Consider the following 20,750-nt stretch of genomic DNA (forward strand, 5'->3'; position numbering starts at 1 on the left):
AACCATTTGCCATCTTAAACAACCTAAAAAATAACAACCAATAATTTCAAAAACAAAACAAAACAATACAAAACAACAACTTAAAAACAAAACACAACAACCAACTAGCTTATATATAAAACAAAAGTTAAAATAAAAAACTTCAATGATTAACTTAAACCACGCCAATAGCACTATGATTTCAATTGATAATTTGTCTTATTCAATTAGCAAGAACTACAAAATATCTATCGAAAAGCTCAATATAGGTAAATCTATGTCAGTGTTGTTCACCGGCGCTAATGGTTGTGGTAAAACCACAATGGCAAAGCTCATCAGTGGTCAGCTAGATGGTTATCAAGGTACTATTGATGTACCTGAGCGAACGGCTTGGCTAAGCTTTGATCTAGAGGCCGAAATTTTGGCGGAAGATCGCAAGAATGACGATAGTGAATTTAGTGGCGACGGCATTGATATGGGGCGCTCGGCAATTGCTGTGGTAACAGATCAAGCTGAGCATTTCCGGTTTCCGGTATCTGAACAGCAGGTAACAGAAGCGCTTAGACAGAATAAAGTACTCAACAATGTCACTGAGCTTTTACAAATAGAATCGTTATTAACCAAGCCTTTCAAAGTACTATCAACCGGTGAAACCCGAAAAGTACTAATTGCCAAAGCACTGTTGACCAAGCCCAAATTACTTATTTTAGACAACCCATATGCCGGTCTCGACTTTCAATCACAACACTTTTTGAGTTGCCTAATATCAGATTTAATCAAAACTGGTCTCCAAATCTTGATTTTCGATTTTTACCGAGAAGATTTGCCACCAGAAATTAAATATATTGGTTATCTTGTCGAGGGTGAATTAGTCGCTTTTGACCACAAGGAGCAACTTGTTAACAGTGATATTTGGCAGCGACAACAAAGTCAGTATCAATTGCCAGAACAGTTAACTGAAACGAGTTTTTATCCAGAGCTATCGCCTGAACTGCCACTCTTAAACCTAACTGACGTTACCGTCAGCTTCACAGAGAAAGTCGTGTTTAACCGCTTAAACTGGCAATTTGACCACGGCCAACATTGGCAAATTCTAGGGCCAAACGGTTGTGGTAAATCAACATTATTAGCCATGATTTCTGGCGATAGCAGTAAAGCCTATGGTCAAGATATTTTGTTATTTGGCCGCAAGCGGGGCACTGGTGAATCCATTTGGGACATAAAAAAGCACTACGGCATTGTTAGCAACGCACTGCACCGAGACTCGCTGCGTACAGGTACCGTGCAACAAACGTTAATTTCAGGCTTTTATGACAGCATTGGCTTGTACAACCAAGCGACTAAACAACAAGTGGTATTAGCCAACCAATGGCTTGCTTTACTTGGCTTACTCGACAAAAAGCAATCCGCATTTAAAGACCTATCTTATGGCGAACAACGCTTAGTACTCATCGCTAGAGCCATGGTAAAAATGCCCCTTATACTGATTTTAGACGAGCCTTGCCAAGGACTCGATAACACCAACAAAGCAAAAGTATTAGCGCTGATAGACCACATTGCGCTACACGGTCGCAGTCACATATTATTTGTTAGCCACAACCCTAGTGAGCAACTCCGCTGTATCAGTCACCAGCTCATTTTTGAGCCGTCGGAACAAGGCTACCTAGCCCGCGTTAACGAGCTAGGCTGAGGCTTATCAATCAACCACTTGTCAATTAAGCAATAATGCCTTTTTTCAAAATGATATTGCCGTAAAGTCGGGTTTCGCCGGTGGCAACGACAGCGAACGCCTCTTTTACTCGGTCGTAAAAGGCAAATCGCTCTATGCTTGCTGGCTCAATGTCAATGGTCTCGTGATTGTCGATCAATTGGTGAAACTCAGTAACAATTTCTGGCACTGCATCAGGTTCACCAACGACCTGCATGGTGAAGGCAGCATTTTCAACAAAACTGTCTAATGGCAACACCGACAATACCGCATCTAAAACTTCAGTAGCACTTAAACCATCCAAACGAACCAGTTGCTGAGCATTACTTTCGGCCGGGTAATTAGCATCGACAATGGCAATTTCATCGCCGTGCCCCATGGCCCTGAGTATTGCCAATAAATCAGGACTTAGTATTGGGTTGATATTCTTTAACATAGTTGTTCCTATTTGATATGACTAAGCGTCACTCGACTGTTGCCACAGATTAATGCCACCGTCGGCGGCGTGACGTTCAATAGCGGCTAATTCATCCTCAGAAAAGCTCAGGTTATCGAGCGCGCCAACACAGTCTTCAATTTGACTAACTTTGCTAGCACCAATTAACGCTGAGGTTACGCGACTGTCGCGCAATACCCAAGCAATCGCCATTTGCGCCAAAGACTGACCGCGGGCGACGGCAATGTCATTAAGCGCTTTAATATTAACAATATTTTCCTCGGTTAGTAACTCTGGCGACAAGGCACCAGCTCCAGCTGCTCGGCTGTCGTTTGGTACCCCATTTAAGTATTTATTGGTTAACATACCTTGTGCCAAGGGCGAAAAAGCAATACAGCCCATGCCTTGGACGTCAAGACACGCTAATAAATCGTCGCGCTCAAGCCATCGATTTAGCATTGAATAACTCGGCTGATGAATCAACAAGCGCGAACCAAACTCACGCATTAACTGATTCGCCTGTTCAGTGCGCAAACGGCTATAAGATGAAATACCCACATAAAGCGCTTTGCCGGAATCAAGCGCTCGCTGCAATGCCCCCATAGTTTCATCAAGCGGTGTATCGGGATCAAAACGATGAGAGTAAAATATATCGACGTAATCTAAGCCCATGCGCTGTAAGCTTTGATCGAGACTCGCCAATAAATATTTGCGACTGCCCCACTCGCCGTAAGGCCCTGGCCACATTTCATAGCCAGCCTTGGTTGAGACAATCAGTTCATCGCGATAACTGGCAAAGTCTTTCGCTAAAATTTGACCGAAGTTTTCTTCTGCAGAACCCGCTGGTGGGCCATAGTTATTAGCTAAATCGAAGTGATTAATGCCCAAGTCAAACGCGCTAAAGCACAGCTCACGGCGATGGTCATAGCTGGTATCGTGGCCAAAGTTATGCCAAAGCCCTAGCGAAATAGCTGGCAGTTTTAAGCCGCTATTGCCACAACGGCGATAAGGCATCGACTCATAGCGCTGCGAAGATGCGGTGTATTGACGCTTTTGATTTTGCCATCCAAGTGTCACAGTGATACCCCTTTTATTAACCGAACTCGACGAATAGACAGTTATTTATACCCAAACCACCTCAAGATGCATGATTCAGCGCTATCACAGGGACTTAATATCAAGGCGCAGCTAGCAGGAATGGTCATTCCCTTTCAATTAGCTGCAACGCAGAGAGTAAGTTCCTGTGAAGCGCCCGAAGGGTTGGTTTAAAAGTGATTTATACATCGTTATTGATTTTAACAAGGGAATAACCATTCTTTGCAATCAATGCCTTGTCTAAATCACTTTTAATTCCAACTGAATAAGTATTTTGAGGCGGCTTGAGTATATTTATTCGCCAAGTAATATTTGAGCCTGTTTCAGTAGAACCAAATTCAACCTAAAAAGTTAATACCATTAGTTAACTTCTAAAAAGTCTCGGTGCGGCAATTCAGGAAACGGTTTACTCGGTAAAGTTTGGTACCAGAACGCCACCGACGAAATATCGTCTTGCAACGGCAAGTAACGGCGCTGTTCAATATCCCCCCCCCATTTGCCAAAATCACGCCAGCCAAGCGCTTGAATATCAACTTTCAGTTTACTTTCAAAACGGATAGGATCAGGGATATGCCAGCGGTACATGCCAAAGCGGTGCTGCGACTTGTAAACGCCATCTGGGCGATGAATTTCTGGAACACCAGCGTAAGGCGTGGTGTATTCGGTGTAGGCATTTGGGCGACCTGGCACAGCAGTGCCAATATCATAATTATACGAACCTAAGAAATAATCCTCTGTGCCGGTACCACAAATAGTCGGGAACTCGCCATCGTCGTCCATGTAGAATTTAATCTCACCTTCACCCCACCAGCCGTTATTATTAACGCCCCAAGTCATGTAGGTACCAACGTAATGACCTTGGCCTTCAACACCATCTAACAACGTGTGCAGTCCTTTATATGGTACAGGATTAGTGCGACGAAACTGAGCGTGGAAATAAGCGCAATCGGCAGGTACTTCAGTTTCGGTATAATTAATTTGATAATAAACGATAACTTTTTGCAGCGGGTCGCGATTTTCTATCGTAATGCGGGCGCTCTTTTGGTACGGCATTTCCCAAAAACAGTTAAACGCTAAACCTGGATTAACACAAACCGGCAACGAAGTGACTTGAGCAAAATCTTCTAAGCCACTACAGAAAAAGTCTCCTAACGGCACTTCTACCGATGGGTGTTCTTGACCATCCCAATACATGCGCAAAATTAAATCGCGTTTTTTCGGGCCTAAAGTGGTCATCCAAATTTGTTGAATGGCACCACCAGTTTTAATATCAGCTAAGGTAAAGGTTTCATTCGGCTCCATTTCAATACAAGGTGAAATTTTCCAACCTTGACCTAAGTCTCGACCAGGCCCCGCGCCCATGCCTTCAGTTGCCATGCCACCTTTGCCCGGTTCACCGGTAAAGTTTTCAGCACTGATTGAGCGGGTTTTTGCTTTTGACAGACGGGACAAATTGCCCATATCTACGCCTAAACCATTAAATTGCGACATTCTTCTTCCTCAACTAAATAATTAATTAACTAGCAGCTCTCAGTTCAACAAGCTCTTGCGCTTGCTGCTCGACTACTACACCAGTTAACTTCATACGATAAATAACAATACCGGTAATAATAAAACCAACCGCGGGTAATAAAGTGAAAACGGTTAAAATGCCCGAAACAGTTTCTTGGCTCTGATCAACGCCACCACTTTGGTAACCGTAAACAGTCAACATGTAGGTAGCAAAAGCACCACCAATGGCAAGCCCTACCTTTAATGAAAAAATAGTAAATGATGAAATGAGTCCATCTAAACGACGATTATTTTTCAGCTCACCGTAATCTGTAACATCTGCCATAGTAGAAAATATCAAAGGCGCCATCATTTGGTTAAACAAGCCAACAAAAAACTGCATCACTAAAATCGCGATAATAAACTGACTGCCAATAAGGTAAGTCGCTGCCGACAGCAGCGCACTAATAAAGCACAACATTACCCAGGCATTGCGCTTACACATGCGCTTGGTCAAAGGATTGGCTAAGGCACTACCAATAATGCCACCGACCATCCACACCGAAAGAAATACTGCCAAAGTCGTGCCGCCATCTTCTACATAATAATTAATATAGTAGGCCGCCATTGTGCCCTTGATAGTTTGCGAAGTGACTAAAATCAGTACAGCTAAACCCAGCAAGCGCCATTGGTCATTGGCAAAAACTTGCAAGAAGTCTTGTTTAACATTTTTCTTGCCAGTAACAACAGGCTTAACGCGCTCTGTCGTACTGGCAAAACAAATCAAAAATAACACTACAGATAGTGCTGCCATCACCATCATCGCTTGGCGATAGCCCTCGGCTTTGTTATCTCCTCCCAGTAAATCCGCCAGTGGTAATACACAAGTAGTGACAATCAAGCCGCCAGCGGTAGCTGCAACAAAGCGATAAGAATTAAGCGAGACCCGCTCTTTCGGATCTGCCGTCATCACGCTGCCAAGAGAAAAATAAGGAATATTGGTTGCGGTGAACAACAACATTAATAACGCATAGGTTGCATATGCATAAATCGTTTTACCGTCTGCACTTAAATCTGGCACAGTAAAAACTAATACTGAAGAGATTGCGTAAGGCACACATAAAAACAATAAAAACGGACGATACTTCCCCCAGCGGGATTCATTGCGATCGACAATCGCTCCCATTAACGGATCAGTAACCGCATCAAAAATTCGCACCACTAAAAAAATAGCAGTCACCGTTGCTGCATCAAGGCCAAAGATATCAGTATAAAAATAGGATAAAAGAAATACGACCGAAGTATAAACAAAGTTACCCGCCATATCGCCTAAACTAAAACCAACCTTCTCTTTGAAAGATAATTGTACATTCATAACTAAACTCTTATTTTTTTCAATATAAACTACCATAAGCTATTCAAAATATAAAACAACATTTTAAATAAAAACTTATTACTATCTTCCGACCATTAACAAATAGAAAGATCTTAATAAAATTTCAGTTAGTAGTACCGACTAAATACCGAATATTAAATAGAGATAACTTAACAACATGTATAGAAGTACGTAAAAGTTTCAGTATCTAAGTTAAACAAAACATTAAACAATTTCGAATTGTAAAAGCCAACGGCTAAATAACCGTTGGCTTAACATCACTACTGGCCAAATACCTGCACTTCGGCCAACGTTAAAACGTTTTCACCATTCACGGCGGTATTCGCTAATTGAACACGGACATAACGGCCACTGCGATTAACACTTATATCTGTGCTGTTGCCCGCAGTACCAGCGTTTTGATGATCAAAAACACCTGCGGTCGCTTGAGCAACTGCCAGCGTTTCACCAGCAAAAGGTACGTCTGAAACTAAAACATGGAAGTTAGTCAAACGGCTTGAGCAACAGTCGGTGCGGTTCCAAATCACGACATTATCAATCGTTTTCACTTCACCTAAATCCACTTCCCAGTAGCCTTGACTAGCAAGATCAGTATGTGACAGTGAGTTATCACCGACATTGCCACTGGTATTGCCATCAATCGCTTGATCTGCGGAAAAATCAAAACCAGGGAAACTCAAGGTCGTCGACTGTGAGGCAGTACCAGTTAAGGCAAGGTTGGTCGGTGTTGTACTAACGTCGCTACCAAATACTTGTAATTCAGCAAACACTAAAGAACGGGTTGTACTATTAGTGTTCTTTTGAATGCGAATATAGCGACCAGTGCGATTAACTTGGTAATCTTCACTTGCGCCAGCAACACCCGTGTTATCAATGGTCATCACATTCGCCTGCGCTTGGCTAGCGGCAACTGAGGTGCCAGTAAAGGCAGTATCAGAAACAAAGATATGGAATTGCTCTAATGCATCTGTACAGCAAGGATCAGTGCGATTAAACAATTTAAGCGTATCTATTTGCTTAACTTCACCTAAGTCCAGTGTCCAATACGGTTCTGGGTGATCCCCGGTGTGAATCACTGAACCACCACCAAACAAACCGTTGGTATTGTCGTCAATCGCACGGCTGGCAACACCACCAAACAGCGTACTAATCTGACTAGCGGTACCAGCAAGCGCAAGGTTATTTCCTGAACTCGGCGGCGTTGTTGTTGTGCTGCTGTATACCTCGACTTCAGCAATAGTCAGCACGTTATCGCCACTGATAACCTCATTAGCCGCTTGAATGCGCACGTAACGACCACTGCGATTTACCGCAAAATCAGCTCTTGTACCAACAGCATCTGAACGGAATAAATCGAGCACATTAGCTTGGTTTTGACTATCACTGACACTGGTGCCGGTAAACGGCGAGTCTGAAACAAACACGTGGAAGTTATTGAGGCGACCACTACAGCAATCGGTACGGTTGTAGATGCGAATAGAATTAAGGTCTTCAACAGAACCCAAGTCTAGCGTCCAAGAGGGTTGACCTTCGGTATCAGCGGTATGAGTAACCGACCCCCCATTAACAACAAAGGTACCATTGGTGTTGCCATCAATAGCTTTATCGGCAGTACCACCAAAAATAGTTGATGATTGTGTCGCTGTACCATTAACTGCAATATTGTTACCGACAGGGTCAATACTGGTTTCGCCAGTCACTTTAACCCGTAAAAGGCCAAAGTTTTGATTATTTGAATCGGTTACGTTTATCCGAACATATCTCGCGGTTGGATTACCTTGAATAATGGTGTCGTTAATCGCTTGTAAATTGGTATAAGAAGTTGTCGGTGGTATGGTCACACCCAAGCCACCAAAGGTTCTGAAGGTTAAATCGGTAAAGTTAGTACCATCAACGGAACCTTGAATACCAAAAGTAATATTGTTTTTAATGTAATTAACTTCATTATTACCGTCCACTCGACCAAAGGCTAAACTAACGTGATCAAGCCCTATTGGCGAGCCTAAATCGACTTGCCACCAGCCCGAGGTTTGACCATCGCCAGCATACCAATAGGTATAAGCATTGGCATCAATGGCATTACCCGCAGTTGAAGTGTTAGACGATGCTCTTGCCGTTTTACCCACCACTAAACCATTGGCTGGTGGCGTTGTCCCTGGAGGTAAAGGTAAAGCTGCAGGTAAGCTAGCGACAATGTCAGCAACAGTGCGTTGTACTGGGTTAGCTTTGCGACCAGCGGCGTCAACAATCGCTTGTGAACTTGGCTGGAAATTTGGGCTACCGCCAGACCAGTCATTAGCGTTAGGGCCAGTGGTTGGAATATTGTGGTAGCTAGGTGGCCCACCGGCGGTATTAATGTGCAGATTCAGCCTTGGTCCAGTATTGTTGTAAGAAACGTTTTTATCTACTTGGAAACCGCGAGAACCGTTATCCAGATAAACAGCGCCATTTAAATCAAGCGCTTGAGTAACCACATTACCCGTTACTCGACTATTCATATTAGACGACAAGTTATAAACACCACCACCGTCGTGACGTACCAACATCGAGCGCGTGATTTGATTCTCTAATACTAAGGTTTCTTTGAGCTGGGTCTCATCGTTATAAGCCTTACCAGAGTTGTCTGTGGTAAAAGCCCATTCATCGACATCGTAACGTCCCCAACCCCAACCGATTGAAATACCTGTGTATGGCACGTCTTCAACTGTGTTATTAGTGATCACCGTGCGTTCAGCCCAAAGACTGGTAATACCTGGATTATCGTCGTACTCAACCGAAACAAATCTAACTAAATTGTTATCAATTAAGTTATCTTTAACGGCAAAACTCGGATCTTCAATGTGATGATCTTGCGCGGTACCAATACCAACGGCACTCCCTGAAATATCTTCAAAAACATTGTTAAATACCGTGTTTAACCTTGTACCACGGGCAAAGGCGATGCCATTGGCACCTAAGTGGACAAAGCGGTTATTCTTAAAGACAATATTTTCAGAGTGAACAAAGTGTAAGTTGCCCGGCATTTCGGTAATGCCATCAAAGGCATCTTCAATATTGCGGAAGTTGATATCATCGCGCAAGGTAACGCCGGATTGAATAGAAACGTAACCAACCGGCTGATTTGGCAATAACCAAGTGGCGTGGGCAAAGGTTAAACCATCAAACTCAACATGGCTGACGCCATTGCCGTCAACCAGCTTTTCCAAACGAGGCATAACCACAGAAACCGCATTCGGTCCCGTTAAGTTCTCACCGACCTTAGGGTTGTAATACAAGGTATTAGTTGACTTGTTGTGGTACCACTCGCCGTCTGAGTCCAACAACTCAAATGCGTTTTCAGCCCATAAAACACCAGCGCCTTGGTCAACTAAGCCAAACGGTCCCATCGCTGAAGCACTGAAAAATTCGGCATCCATCGTCGCCTGATTGCCACTGACAGAAGCGACACCACCGCGATACATTTTCCAGCGAAAGCCAAACACTAACTCGATATCACTGTGATTTCCCCAATTAGCAACGCCAGCTGGCGTACTATAGCCTGAGCCATTTCTGGCCCATCCAGCACCATTAACACTACGGGCGCGGGTAGCTCGTTGGTCGTTAACATAAAGCTGGCGAGAATCCATACCTGCGGGTACTGTCGCCTGCCAGATACCATCGTTATCGACATCGCTCCAACCAGTTACAGGAGAGCCACCACTAACCGTCGCTTGCCCCGGGTTTTCAGCGCGGTAAGTCACTTTATAGCTCGCCGAACCAGAGTCGGCTGCGGTTAAATTGAGCGGTGAAGATAGATAATAAGTACCATCTTTTAGAATGATATTAATCTCTTCTGTTAATGGCCGGGCAATATTTCGCGCTTGCATCTGCGCTCGATGCAGCGTTTTATATGGTGCAGATGCACTGCCATCGGCAAAAAAATCATTGCCTGTTGGCGAGACATAAATATCGACGGCAGCAACATTAAACGCGGCAAAAGCGAGAACGCCTGTTGTAAGAAAAAGGTTACTTAATACAGCACAAGTAATCTTATTTTGATTTTTATTCATTACTAGTCCTCTTAGTTAGATGGCCGTTTAACCAATTGAGTGCAGTCTGCACAAAAATCGAACAACCATTCAAAAGATAAGACTTATGACAAGTTAAAACCCCTTACTAGACAGCATAAAAATAAAACACTTTTATTCGTGACAAACAATCAACCCACGAACACCAAACAAAAACACTAAAACCACAGTACTAACTAGGGCGTGTTGATCTTTCGAGATTAAATTTTGTTCAATCTAAACGCTTTCTGATCGCGGCGCTCGGGTTGTAGTATAGTTATTCTATTTAAAAACCGAGCAACAATGAGCAGGAAGCGTTTAGATGAACCCAAAGGGCAGCGCCTGTTTGGCTTTTCTACTGTGTTGTCGCAGGGTTTGTGTAGAATAACTACACGACATCTGCTCCGCCTTGTATAAAAACCAAACAGACTGCTGCAAAAACAATCCTGAAAGATCAACACGCCCTAAGCAATGGTGGTTTTAACAAGGCCATTTAAAAATAAAAAAGCTAGAATTGTATACAACTCTAGCTCTTCGCTACACATCAAATACCTGTTAAATAACTAGCAGTTGTCTTAACAAAAATGCTCAGTGTCTTAGCTGTGCTTTCTTCTTAAAACGCTGATACCAGCTAAACCTAGTATTAATAACAACATTGAACCGGGCTCTGGTACCTCCGCCGTTTGAATATTGTCAACAAAAAAACCAGCTGTTTGACCAAATGCTCCTGTATTTGGTGGCGTTAAATTCTCAGCAAACGAAATTCGCTGTAGATCACTAAAAGAGGCATCTAAACTAAATGTAGTGAAGCTTCCCGACACATTGAAAATTTGAGATACGGTTGAGTTGTCTGCCAAAGTCCCTACCACAACAACAGTTCCTGACAATGATGAAAATAGTGATGCTAAATCAAAGCCTAACACGGTAAACAACGAATTATCATCAGCAAACATTGTCAACCTTGCAGGCGCGGCTCCACCGCCCTGAGCACCAATTCGCGTTGTCCCATTGGAGCTTAAACCTGGAAAAGGATCCGGCTCTACAAAAACACCAAAGGCAGAAGCTTCAAAATCAAAAATAAAACCATCTGTATTAATTGGGTCTGCAGGCCCACCGGGTAACGCTTCAAAATCAATTAAGCCAGCATGGCTCGAAAAAGAGCCTAGTAACAATAAAGCACATAATAATTTTTTCATATTTACTTCCTTCTCTATAAGTGGCTTATCTAATGACAAGCCGACGAAAGTCAATAATTAAGCCAACGGCTAAACAACCGTTGACTTGACATTATTACTGACCAAATACTTGAACTTCAGCTAATACTAAAACGTTCTCACCATCCACTGCGGTATTGGCAAGTTGCACGCGAACATAGCGGCCACTGCGATTAACCGCAACATTAGTCGTGGTTCCAGCAGTACCTGCGTTTTGATGATCAAAGACACCAGCAGTGCCTTGAGCATCAGCTAATGATGTTCCCGCAAAAGGCGTATCTGAAACCAACACATGGAAGTTGGTTAAACGGTTTGAGCAACAGTCAGTTCGGTTCCAAATACGAACATTATCAATAGACTTCACTTCACCTAAGTCAACTTCCCAATAGCCTTGGCTTTGCAAGTGAGTATGTGACAGTGAATTATCCGCAGCGTTACCACTGGTATTGCCATCAATCGCTTTGCTTGCAGGGAATGTTAACGAGGGGTGAGTTGTCGTTGATGACTGTGACGCAGTACCCGCTAACGCTAGGTTTGTTGGTGTTGTACTAATATTGCTACCAAATACTTGCAACTCAGCAAATACTAGAGAACGGGTTGAGCTGCTACTGTTCTTTTGAACGCGAATATAACGACCAGTGCGATTAACTTGATAGTCTTCGCTGGCTCCGGCTGTACCTGTACTGTTAATGGTCATCACGTTAGCCTGTGCTTGACTAGCGGCAACAGAAGTTCCGGTAAAGGCGGTATCTGAAATAAAGATGTGGAACTGGTCTAGTGCCGCATTACAACAAGCATCAGTGCGGTTAAACAGCTTAAGGGTATCAATTTGCTTAACGGCCCCTAAATCTAATGTCCAGTATGGTTCTGGGTGATCACCTGTATGAATTACTGAACCATTGCCAAAACCACCATCGGTATTACCATCAATGGCACGACTTGCAACACCTCCAAACAAAGTACTAATTTGAGTGGCTGAAGCACCCGATAGGCGAGCCAAGTTTGTACCTGGGTCTGTCGGTGGCGTAGTTGGTCCGACACCGTAAACTTCCACTTCGGCCAACGACAATACGCGATCACTAGCACCTAACTGCACACGGACATAGCGACCAGTGCGATTGACCTGAACATCCTCAAAAGAGTCTGCTACTTGTGGGTGATTAAACTGAAAAACACCAGATTGAGCCTGTGAACCAGCGACGGTTGTACTAGTAAACGGCACGTCCGAAACAAATACGTAGAAATCAGCTAAACGATCAGAACAGCAATCAGTGCGATTCCACAAGCGAATGGCGTTGATTTGTCTCACTGCACCTAAATCGACATCCCAATAGCGTTGATCGCCCGGTGTCGTATGAGTCACTGAACCACTAGCGAATGAACCGTTAGTATTACCGTCATTGGCCCGACTGGCGACGCCACCAAAATCTGTTGTCGGTTGCGATGCAGTACCAGCTAAGGCTAAGTTGACACCTGGAAGTGGATCAGGCACGTTTTCAGCTTTAACTTTGGCGCGTAAAATACCAAAGTCTTGACCGTTAGAGTTAGTCACATTAATGCGTACATAACGAGCTTCGGGGTTATTAGCAATCAAAGCGTCGTTAATTGCTTGACGCGTGGTAAAGCGCTGAGTGCTAGGAATTGGCGCTGCACCACCAGCTGAGAAGGTTTGAGTCGTATAAGTCACATTATCGGTTGAGCTTTGTATTTCAAACTCAATATTATTGCGAATGTATTGAGGCTCACCATTGACAATACGACCAAAGGCCATCGCGACGTGACCAAGATTAAAGTTTGCGCCTAAATCAATGGTTAATGAACCTGAAGTAACACCAGCTCCGGCTTCCCATGCGGTTTGAGTGTTGCCGTCAATAGCATTGTTAGCACCTGCGCTATTGACGCTGGCAGTGGCAGTTTTACCAATCACCAAGCCGTCTTCCAAAGGCACAGACCCCGAAGGCAGTGGTAAGGCAGCAGGTAAGCCAGCGCGAATTGTCGCAATAGTGCGTTCGACCGGTGACGCTTTGCGACCTGCGGCATCAACAACACTTTGGAAAGCAGGATTGAAACTTGCATTAGTACCAGACCAATCATTACCTTGCACAACATGGTACTGACCACCTTTAATATGCTCGTTTCTGCGCGGTCCACGGTTGTTATATGAGACGTTATTGTTAACTTGGAAACCACGAGAACCATCGTCTAAATAAACAGCACCATTTAAATCAGCGGCTCCAGTAACGACATTGCCTGACACGCGCGCATTAGGGTTAGCTGATAAATTGTAAATACCACCACCATCGTGTAGTACCAACATCAAACCGTTGATGTCGTTATCCATAACCAAAGTGTTTTGCAAGATTGTCGGCTTATTGAAGGCCTTACCTGAGTTATCACTGGTAAAGGCAAAATCATCGGGATCATAACGCCCCCAGCCCCAGCCAACAGAAACACCAGAATATGGCACATTCTGAATATCGTTATTGGTAATCACACTACCGTCAGCCCATAAACTGATAATTGCTGGATTATCGCGATACTCGACCGCAACATTTCTCACCAAGTTGTTATCGACTAAGTTGTCTTTGGTTGGTTCACCAACTGGATGATGTTGCTGGGCTGAACCAATAACAATCGCACTAGACGAGATGTCTTCAAAGACATTGTTATACATAGTGCTATCTTGGGTACCTGGACCAAACTCTAACGCTGCTCCACCCAAGCGCTTAAAGGTGTTACCACTAAACACAACATGCTTAGCATTGTCAAAAGTAACATGACCAGGTGTTGCCTCTACACCTTCAAAGGCATCTTCAATGGACACGTAATTGATATCACGCATTGTGACACCCGCTTGAACCGAAACATAGCCTGTAGACGTGTTTGGAAAGAGCCAAGTGGCGTGAGAGAACGTTAAGCCTTCAAAGCGAATGTGTTCGACACCATCACCGGCGATTAAGGTTTCTAATCGAGGTATAATGACAGGGACGGCATTCGCTCCGGTAAGACTTTCGTTCGCTCGTGGTTTGTAATACAAGGTATTAGTATTTTTATCTAAATACCACTCACCTTCGACGTCGAGTAAGGCTAAGTTATTTTCAACCCAAGAAGGGCCATTGGTTTGTGAGCGACGGCCAAAAGGTTCAAGCCCAGAAGCGCTGGTGAACTCACTATCGAGTGCCGCAAAACCTGCATTATTTATTGACGAGACACCACCGCGATTTTGTTTCCAACGAAACTCAAAGACAAGTTCAATGTCTTGAATATTATTCCAATTTCCAGCGCCAGATGATGTGACATAACCATTGCCACTCTCAGTCCAACCGGCACCATCAACACTGCGTGCACGCACAGCTCGACTATCATTGACAAATAATTGCCTCGAGTCGGTGCCAGCAGGAACTGTAGCCTCCCATATACCGTCATTATTGCTATCGCTCCAGCCGGTAATCAATGAGCCACCACTAATTGTCGCTTGACCTGGATTTTCCGCTCGATAAGTCACTTTAAAACTGTCAGTACCTGAGTCAGCAGAAGTTAAATTTAACGTTGAAGGCAGATAGTAAGTACCGTCTTTCAAAATAATATTAACATTCTCTGTCAGAGGTTTTGATACGTTTCTCGCTTGCATCTGTGCACGATGCAGCGTTTTAAACGGTGCAGATGAACTGCCATCAGCAAAAAAGTCGTTGCCTGTTGGTGACACATAAATATCGATAGCCGCCGCATTAAACGCGGTAAGAGCGACAATACCTGTTGTCTTATAAAGGTTACTTAACAAAGTACAAGTAATCTTATTGTGATTTTTATTCATTACTAATCCCCATGGTTAGATAGTTGCTTAACCAACTGAGTGCAAGTCGCACCAAAATAGAACAACCATTCAAAAGTTGAGACTGTTGAGCAACAAAAAACCCCTACCCGATCGAATAAAAAACAAACAAATTTTATATTTTAAAACCGCAAATAGATAAGCTCATTAAAAGTCACACCATTATTTTATATTTAAATCAATAAATTAATTACAAAACAAACATCTTTAATCTTTGGTTTTCAACCATTAAAAAAAGGCGCTGAAATTGTATACAATTCCAGCGCCTTTATGACTGTTACTTTTAAATAGTAGAACAGCTTAAACCTCTGATAAAAAATGGCCAAACTAAGTTTGGCCATTTTACAAAGACTACATATTAAGATTTAGAATGAACCACGAACACCTAACGTGAAACGCGGGCCAATGTGAGAGCGTGAGTAGAAACGACTACCAACGTTAGGAATTTCTTCCCTTAGTTGTTGCTCTTCGTCATTTAAGTTAACGGCATTAGCAAAAACCGTGAAATTTTCATTAATTTCGTAGCTCACTGAGCCATCTAATTGGCCGTAGCTTTCAGCAACAATTTGACTACCTAAACCACCAACACCATCTGGCACTAGTAAGTAGCTACCGCGGTAGCTATAACTCAAACGAGCAGAGAAACCATGATTTTCATAAAACACTGTTGCGTTATAGCTGTTTTTAGAAACACCTGGGAAATCAATATCGGCTCCGGTTTCAGTAAACTCAGCTGAATTTTCAGTAAAACTCGCATTCAAGTTGTAGCCAAGACCGTTATCAAACGATTGTAAATAGCCAATTTCCAGACCTGTAACTTCAGCTTCACCTTGGTTGTCAGGTTGGCTGACTTGATCCAACGGTATGCTGTTAGATGTGCCGTTTTGCTCAATACCAATAGCACGAATCGGCGCACTACCCAGAGTACTAACTTGTTCGTTAGTAACAACTGCAATGTAATTTTCTAAGTCTTTATGGAAGAAGCCAGCGTAAGCTGCACCTTTTTCACCAAAGTACCACTCCAAACCTAAATCATAATTAGTCGCTTCATAAGGTGCTAAGCCAGGGTTACCTGCCGTTGCAGCAATAGCAAAGTTATCACCATTGTTGTCACACGAACAGTTAGGATTAAGTGTTAGACCAGGCTGTAAGTCATTAAATGTTGGACGGGTTAACGTTTCTGACGCTGCCACACGTAAGAATAAATCATCTGCCAATTCAAAACGCAAGTTGAAACTTGGTAAGACATTGGTATATGTTTCATTAGATGAAAATGGCGTTGCACTACCTATGGCAAGAACATCTGGAGACGTGGTCGCTTGGCCACCTGTGTCAGTAATTCTAAGCTCTGCATCAAAGCCGCTAATATCTTGTTGAGTCGTAACAATTCTAAAACCTACATCACCAACGTATGGCACACCACCAATTTCACCATCCAAATTCAACTGGAAATAAGTTGCATAAGTAACTTCTTCAACATCATAAGTACCAAAAGGGTTAGCGACCGGGGTTAAGCTCTCAGCACCAGTAGTGGCACTATATGCTGCAATAGCCGACGTTGGGTTAGGGAAAGGGATGTCATTATATGCGAAAGAGGCATTGAAATCGCCGTCCAAGAAGTTTGAAGCACCGCGATTAAAACCGGCATTAGTGGCTAAAATACCAGCGCTGCCAACAACAGTATCTTTACGAGTAGCAGTACGGAATTTTTCACGCTTACGCACTCTGATACCCATTTCAATACTTGAAATAACATCGCTTTCTATTTCGCGTAATGCGTCTAGTTGAAAGGCCGTTTCTTTATCTTCATTAACGGCGGCACGTAGGTCAAATAGCGATAATACATAGTTGCCGGTATTACCTAAACTAGTAGCTGGGTTGTTAGCGTCAAAGTTATTTTGATTAATAATAAATTCGTCGTTTGCTACCGTCGTTGTAAAATTAAAGGTACCATTATTTGCATCGTATCTCGCACGAGTAAAATCATTGCTACCTTCAGCTTTTGAGTAACTTAAATCAGCTGTCAATGTCCACTCGTTAATGATTTTGCTGAAGTTAACACCTACTGAAACCACATCATCTTCTGCTTGCTGCAAATCAGTCGTCGCTTCTGGTCTCAGTGAAGTATTTAACGTAGTGAAACCACCATTAGTGACCAAGTTACCCACTTGAATACTACCGTCAGGGTTAACTGTTTGCCCAGCTAAGTCTGCAGCAGTTGGAATGGGTAGAAAAATAAAATTTGACCCACTAGATGATATTTCTCTATCACTATACAAAACATCAACTGAAAGCTCTGTATTTTCGTCCGGTCGCCATTGTAGTGTTGATGATACTGTTAAACGCTCACGCTCTTCATCAATTGATTCTAAGTTATTGGATAATGGAAATGGAATGCTAGTAACATTGTCAGTGACTCCGTCATTGTTCAAATCAAAAGGACCTGTAGTTCCAACCGCTGAAGAAGGAAAATAACCAAATGTACGAGTGTAATCTTCTCTAATATTTCTCTCTGAATAGGCTAGAGTTGTTAAGATACCAAAGGTATCTTCATCGTTCTTCCAGCTACCGAGTACAGATGCGATAGGATCAGTCTCTTCGTTAAAGTCACGATAAACACCTTGCACAGAACCAACAACTTTATTTCCCATTGCTAATGGGCGTGCTGTTCTAACATTGACAACACCGCCAATACCACCTTCGACATGCTTGGCTGATGCTGATTTAACAACTTCTAAAGTACTAATCATTTCAGATGGTAGTACATCAAAGTTTGCTGCTCGACCTGTACTAGTGTCAATACCGCCATTGATATTCGGATCAACAAACTCAGTAGCACTTAGCAATGACCTACCATTTACTGTACCACGAACAAAATCAGGTCCTAACCCGCGAATTGATACGAAGTCACCCTCACCGCGATTACGTTGAATAGAAACACCGGTTATACGTTGTAGTGCTTCAGCGACATTTTGATCTGGTAATTTACCTACATCTTCAGAGCTAATGGCATCAACAAAACCAGTAGCATCTTGCTTAATCGCCATTGATTTTTCTAAACTAGACCAAATCCCTCTAACTTCAATAACCTCAGTTTCAGATTCGGCTTGGCTTGCTTGCTGCTCTTGCGCGTTAACCGATGGTGACAAGCTAGCAGCAACTGCTGCAGCTATTAGTGTACGCTTGGTTCCTGGAATCATGTTTTCGTCCTCAGTTTGACTTTGTTGTTTTTCTTTAATGAGCAAATTGCCAGATTGATCAAACTGGCCGGTCAACTGAGTATTTTTAAGTAAAATATCAATTGCTTGAGCAATTGTATAATTACCTATTAGCTTATTCGTTTGGTACTTTTTAATGATACCAAAACGATACAGTACGGTCACATCAGCTTGCCGACCAAAGGTTTTCAACCCTTTGTCTGCTTGTTGTGAACGAATGTTAAATTCTATGCTTTCCTGCTGTTCCTGAGCCTTCCCCAAGACACTAATAAACAACAACACAAAGAATATTAACCAAGTAAAGCCAGTACGTTTAATGGCACTACTCTTCTTGACTTCGTTACACATCACCACAACAGGAGAGAGATCTTTACCTCCTGCGGGTGTTCCTGAGTATTGAGACCGATAGCGAATCATAATCCCCTATTCAAAACTAAAAAAAATTTCATATTTAAAATAACACAACAGAAATAAAACAAAAGAATTATCACTATTTCTATTTTTTATAACCTAAACCGAGCCCTACATTTCATCACAAAACAATTACTTTAATCGGTCTTAAAATAAGTTGTAACACGACAAAGAAGCACGTCGTAAATGTTAGCGAATCATTACGAATACAATATCACTCGTGTATTTAAGCAGGTAAGCTTAAGGCTATAGAGCTTTGTCAGAAATGCGGATACGATTATCGCTTGTGTAACGAATGTCTAAATCAAAACCTTGACCTAAACTAACCAATAATCCATCGATATCATTGGTTTTGAAGTGACCACCAATTTGCAGTGTTTTTATACTGTCATCCATGATAATAATTTCTTTATCAGTGTAACGAGCGATTTCGGCTAAAGCATGCTCTAAAGATTCGCCGCTAAAAGTTAAATAACCCGTTTGCCAAGCGAGCTTTTTGTCTACAACTTGCGGCGTTACTTCTATGTGTTCTTCAATCGCCTCACGGTAGCTCACCGTTTGCCCCGCATTGGCAATGACCTCATGCTGAGTGATAGCGCTGACCGCCGATTCATCTATTTGACTATGTGCTGGTGATAATCGCCTGCTGCCCGGCTTAATGTCTTCAGATTCAGCATATACTTTTACTGTCCCTTCGGTAACCATCACATCGACATTAACATCGGTATATCGCACATTGAACGCGGTGCCCACCGCCCACACCATGCCTTTGCCGGCATAAACAACAAATGGTCTTTTCGGGTTTTTGGCAACCTCAAAATGCGCTTCTCCTTTGAGTAAGCGCACCATTCTAATATCGCCAGAAAAATCGACTTCTAAATGACTATCCGTATTCAGGCTGACGATAGAACCATCGTCCAACGTAACATCGCTTTGTTGGCCAACCACAGTCATATATTCTGTTTTAGTGAAATTTAAGTTGAGATCGAAAACCAGCATTGCAACAAGAAAGCAGACTGATACACTGGTCATTACCCACATTGGCAACCAATTTACGTTAGGCGACTTTTTTTCTTCTTGCACAGATTCAGGCAGTGGAAAGAGCTCAGCAAGCTCTGATAGGATAGACATTGAATCCCAGTTTTGCGCGAGCTTTTCAATGCATTCTTTGTGATAACGGCTTTGCGACAACCAAGCTTGAAACTCAATAACTTGTTCAGGACTCAGTTCGCCTTGATCGATTTTAACGATCCAAGTGCCTGCTTCTTCCTTAATGGCTGCTTTATCAGGAAAAGCAGTAACGTTCGAGTTGTTATCAGTTGGTTTCATAAGTTAGCCTAATCGGCGTGTTAAGTCCTCTTGCTGATCTGCGCATTTATTCTCGTGTTCGTCCATGTAATCGGTACATCTCACGATCGCTTTAGTTAAATGTGCTTCTACGGTTTTCACACTAATATCTAAGCGCTCAGCAATCTCTTTTTGCGAAAAGCCATATACTTTTCTCAGTATATACACTCTTTGGCATTTTACAGGCAAAACGCGAACAGCGCGACAAAATAATTCGAACCTTTGTCGCGACTCAAATTCTTGTTCAAGCGTTTGACTATCTAATAAGAGTCCTGGTTCCGTGAAATCCCCTACTGAATCTGCCAATTTATATTCAGCTTTTTCCATCTGCTTAAATGATAAATTTTTAACTGTTTGAAAAATGTATGATTTTATATGTGTTATTTCATTTTTCTGAGCACTGTGAATAACTCTGACAAATGCTTCTTGGACGACATCTTCGATGTCATTTGGCTTTTTTAAGTAACGATATGCAAAACGTACAAGTGACGTTCTCATTTCGTTGTAGACATCGACCACCGATGTATATTCTTGCTTCGAACTCTCTGACATGGTCCAACCGCTCGACTATATTATT

General features: G+C 42.7%; 11 protein-coding genes. 1 reads left to right on the forward strand and 10 read right to left on the reverse strand.

Going from position 1 to position 20,750, the window contains the following annotated elements; all coding sequences use genetic code 11:
* The first annotated feature begins 145 nt into the window (after positions 1 to 145).
* Positions 146 to 1,669, forward strand: a complete 1,524-nt coding sequence (locus J7384_RS05075) for an ATP-binding cassette domain-containing protein (protein ID WP_209111784.1) — start codon at positions 146 to 148, stop codon at positions 1,667 to 1,669.
* A 25-nt stretch (positions 1,670 to 1,694) separates the two neighbouring features.
* Here J7384_RS05075 and J7384_RS05080 read toward each other — a convergent pair whose 3' ends face one another.
* The 10 genes from J7384_RS05080 to J7384_RS05125 all read right to left on the reverse strand — a co-directional run bounded on the left by J7384_RS05080 (position 1,695) and on the right by J7384_RS05125 (position 20,725).
* Positions 1,695 to 2,123: an RbsD/FucU family protein gene (locus J7384_RS05080; RefSeq protein ID WP_209111785.1), complete on the reverse strand. Its 429-nt coding sequence runs from the start codon at positions 2,121 to 2,123 to the stop codon at positions 1,695 to 1,697.
* Positions 2,124 to 2,144: 21 nt separating this feature from the next.
* On the reverse strand, positions 2,145 to 3,200 hold the full coding sequence (gene mgrA / locus J7384_RS05085) for an L-glyceraldehyde 3-phosphate reductase (RefSeq protein ID WP_348523841.1): 1,056 nt from the start codon (positions 3,198 to 3,200) through the stop codon (positions 2,145 to 2,147).
* Between the two features lie 378 nt (positions 3,201 to 3,578).
* Complete coding sequence (locus tag J7384_RS05090; protein ID WP_209111786.1) at positions 3,579 to 4,709, reverse strand: glycoside hydrolase family 172 protein; 1,131 nt, start codon at positions 4,707 to 4,709, stop codon at positions 3,579 to 3,581.
* Positions 4,710 to 4,734: 25 nt separating this feature from the next.
* A complete protein-coding gene (locus J7384_RS05095) occupies positions 4,735 to 6,084 on the reverse strand; it encodes an MFS transporter (protein ID WP_209111787.1) in 1,350 nt (449 codons plus the stop codon).
* A gap of 281 nt (positions 6,085 to 6,365) precedes the next feature.
* Complete coding sequence (locus J7384_RS05100) at positions 6,366 to 10,154, reverse strand: discoidin domain-containing protein (RefSeq protein WP_209111788.1); 3,789 nt, start codon at positions 10,152 to 10,154, stop codon at positions 6,366 to 6,368.
* 593 nt (positions 10,155 to 10,747) lie between these two features.
* Positions 10,748 to 11,347, reverse strand: coding sequence for a PEP-CTERM sorting domain-containing protein (locus J7384_RS05105; RefSeq protein WP_209111789.1), 600 nt, complete (start codon positions 11,345 to 11,347; stop codon positions 10,748 to 10,750).
* Between the two features lie 94 nt (positions 11,348 to 11,441).
* Positions 11,442 to 15,179, reverse strand: coding sequence for a discoidin domain-containing protein (locus J7384_RS05110; RefSeq protein WP_209111790.1), 3,738 nt, complete (start codon positions 15,177 to 15,179; stop codon positions 11,442 to 11,444).
* Positions 15,180 to 15,562: 383 nt separating this feature from the next.
* Positions 15,563 to 18,832 carry a TonB-dependent receptor gene (locus tag J7384_RS05115; RefSeq protein ID WP_209111791.1) on the reverse strand — a complete coding sequence of 1,090 codons (3,270 nt, stop codon included), beginning with the start codon at positions 18,830 to 18,832 and terminating at the stop codon, positions 15,563 to 15,565.
* Positions 18,833 to 19,072: 240 nt separating this feature from the next.
* Positions 19,073 to 20,155, reverse strand: coding sequence for a FecR domain-containing protein (locus J7384_RS05120; RefSeq protein ID WP_209111792.1), 1,083 nt, complete (start codon positions 20,153 to 20,155; stop codon positions 19,073 to 19,075).
* Positions 20,156 to 20,158: 3 nt separating this feature from the next.
* A complete protein-coding gene (locus tag J7384_RS05125; protein ID WP_209111793.1) occupies positions 20,159 to 20,725 on the reverse strand; it encodes an RNA polymerase sigma factor in 567 nt (188 codons plus the stop codon).
* Between the last annotated feature and the right edge of the window lie 25 nt (positions 20,726 to 20,750).

The organism is Endozoicomonas sp. G2_1, assembly GCF_017744155.1.
Lineage (GTDB): Bacteria > Pseudomonadota > Gammaproteobacteria > Enterobacterales > Alteromonadaceae > JAGHQT01.

Bases quoted from the DNA above. Each gene is read 5' to 3' on its own strand.
- J7384_RS05080 (WP_209111785.1), bottom strand. From the start codon at position 2,123: ATGTTAAAGAATATCAACCCAATACTAAGTCCTGATTTATTGGCAATA.
- J7384_RS05115 (WP_209111791.1), bottom strand. From the start codon at position 18,832: ATGATTCGCTATCGGTCTCAATACTCAGGAACACCCGCAGGAGGTAAA.
- J7384_RS05095 (WP_209111787.1), bottom strand. From the start codon at position 6,084: ATGAATGTACAATTATCTTTCAAAGAGAAGGTTGGTTTTAGTTTAGGC.
- J7384_RS05105 (WP_209111789.1), bottom strand. From the start codon at position 11,347: ATGAAAAAATTATTATGTGCTTTATTGTTACTAGGCTCTTTTTCGAGC.
- J7384_RS05125 (WP_209111793.1), bottom strand. From the start codon at position 20,725: ATGTCAGAGAGTTCGAAGCAAGAATATACATCGGTGGTCGATGTCTAC.
- J7384_RS05110 (WP_209111790.1), bottom strand. From the start codon at position 15,179: ATGAATAAAAATCACAATAAGATTACTTGTACTTTGTTAAGTAACCTT.
- J7384_RS05075 (WP_209111784.1), top strand. From the start codon at position 146: ATGATTAACTTAAACCACGCCAATAGCACTATGATTTCAATTGATAAT.
- J7384_RS05100 (WP_209111788.1), bottom strand. From the start codon at position 10,154: ATGAATAAAAATCAAAATAAGATTACTTGTGCTGTATTAAGTAACCTT.
- J7384_RS05120 (WP_209111792.1), bottom strand. From the start codon at position 20,155: ATGAAACCAACTGATAACAACTCGAACGTTACTGCTTTTCCTGATAAA.
- J7384_RS05090 (WP_209111786.1), bottom strand. From the start codon at position 4,709: ATGTCGCAATTTAATGGTTTAGGCGTAGATATGGGCAATTTGTCCCGT.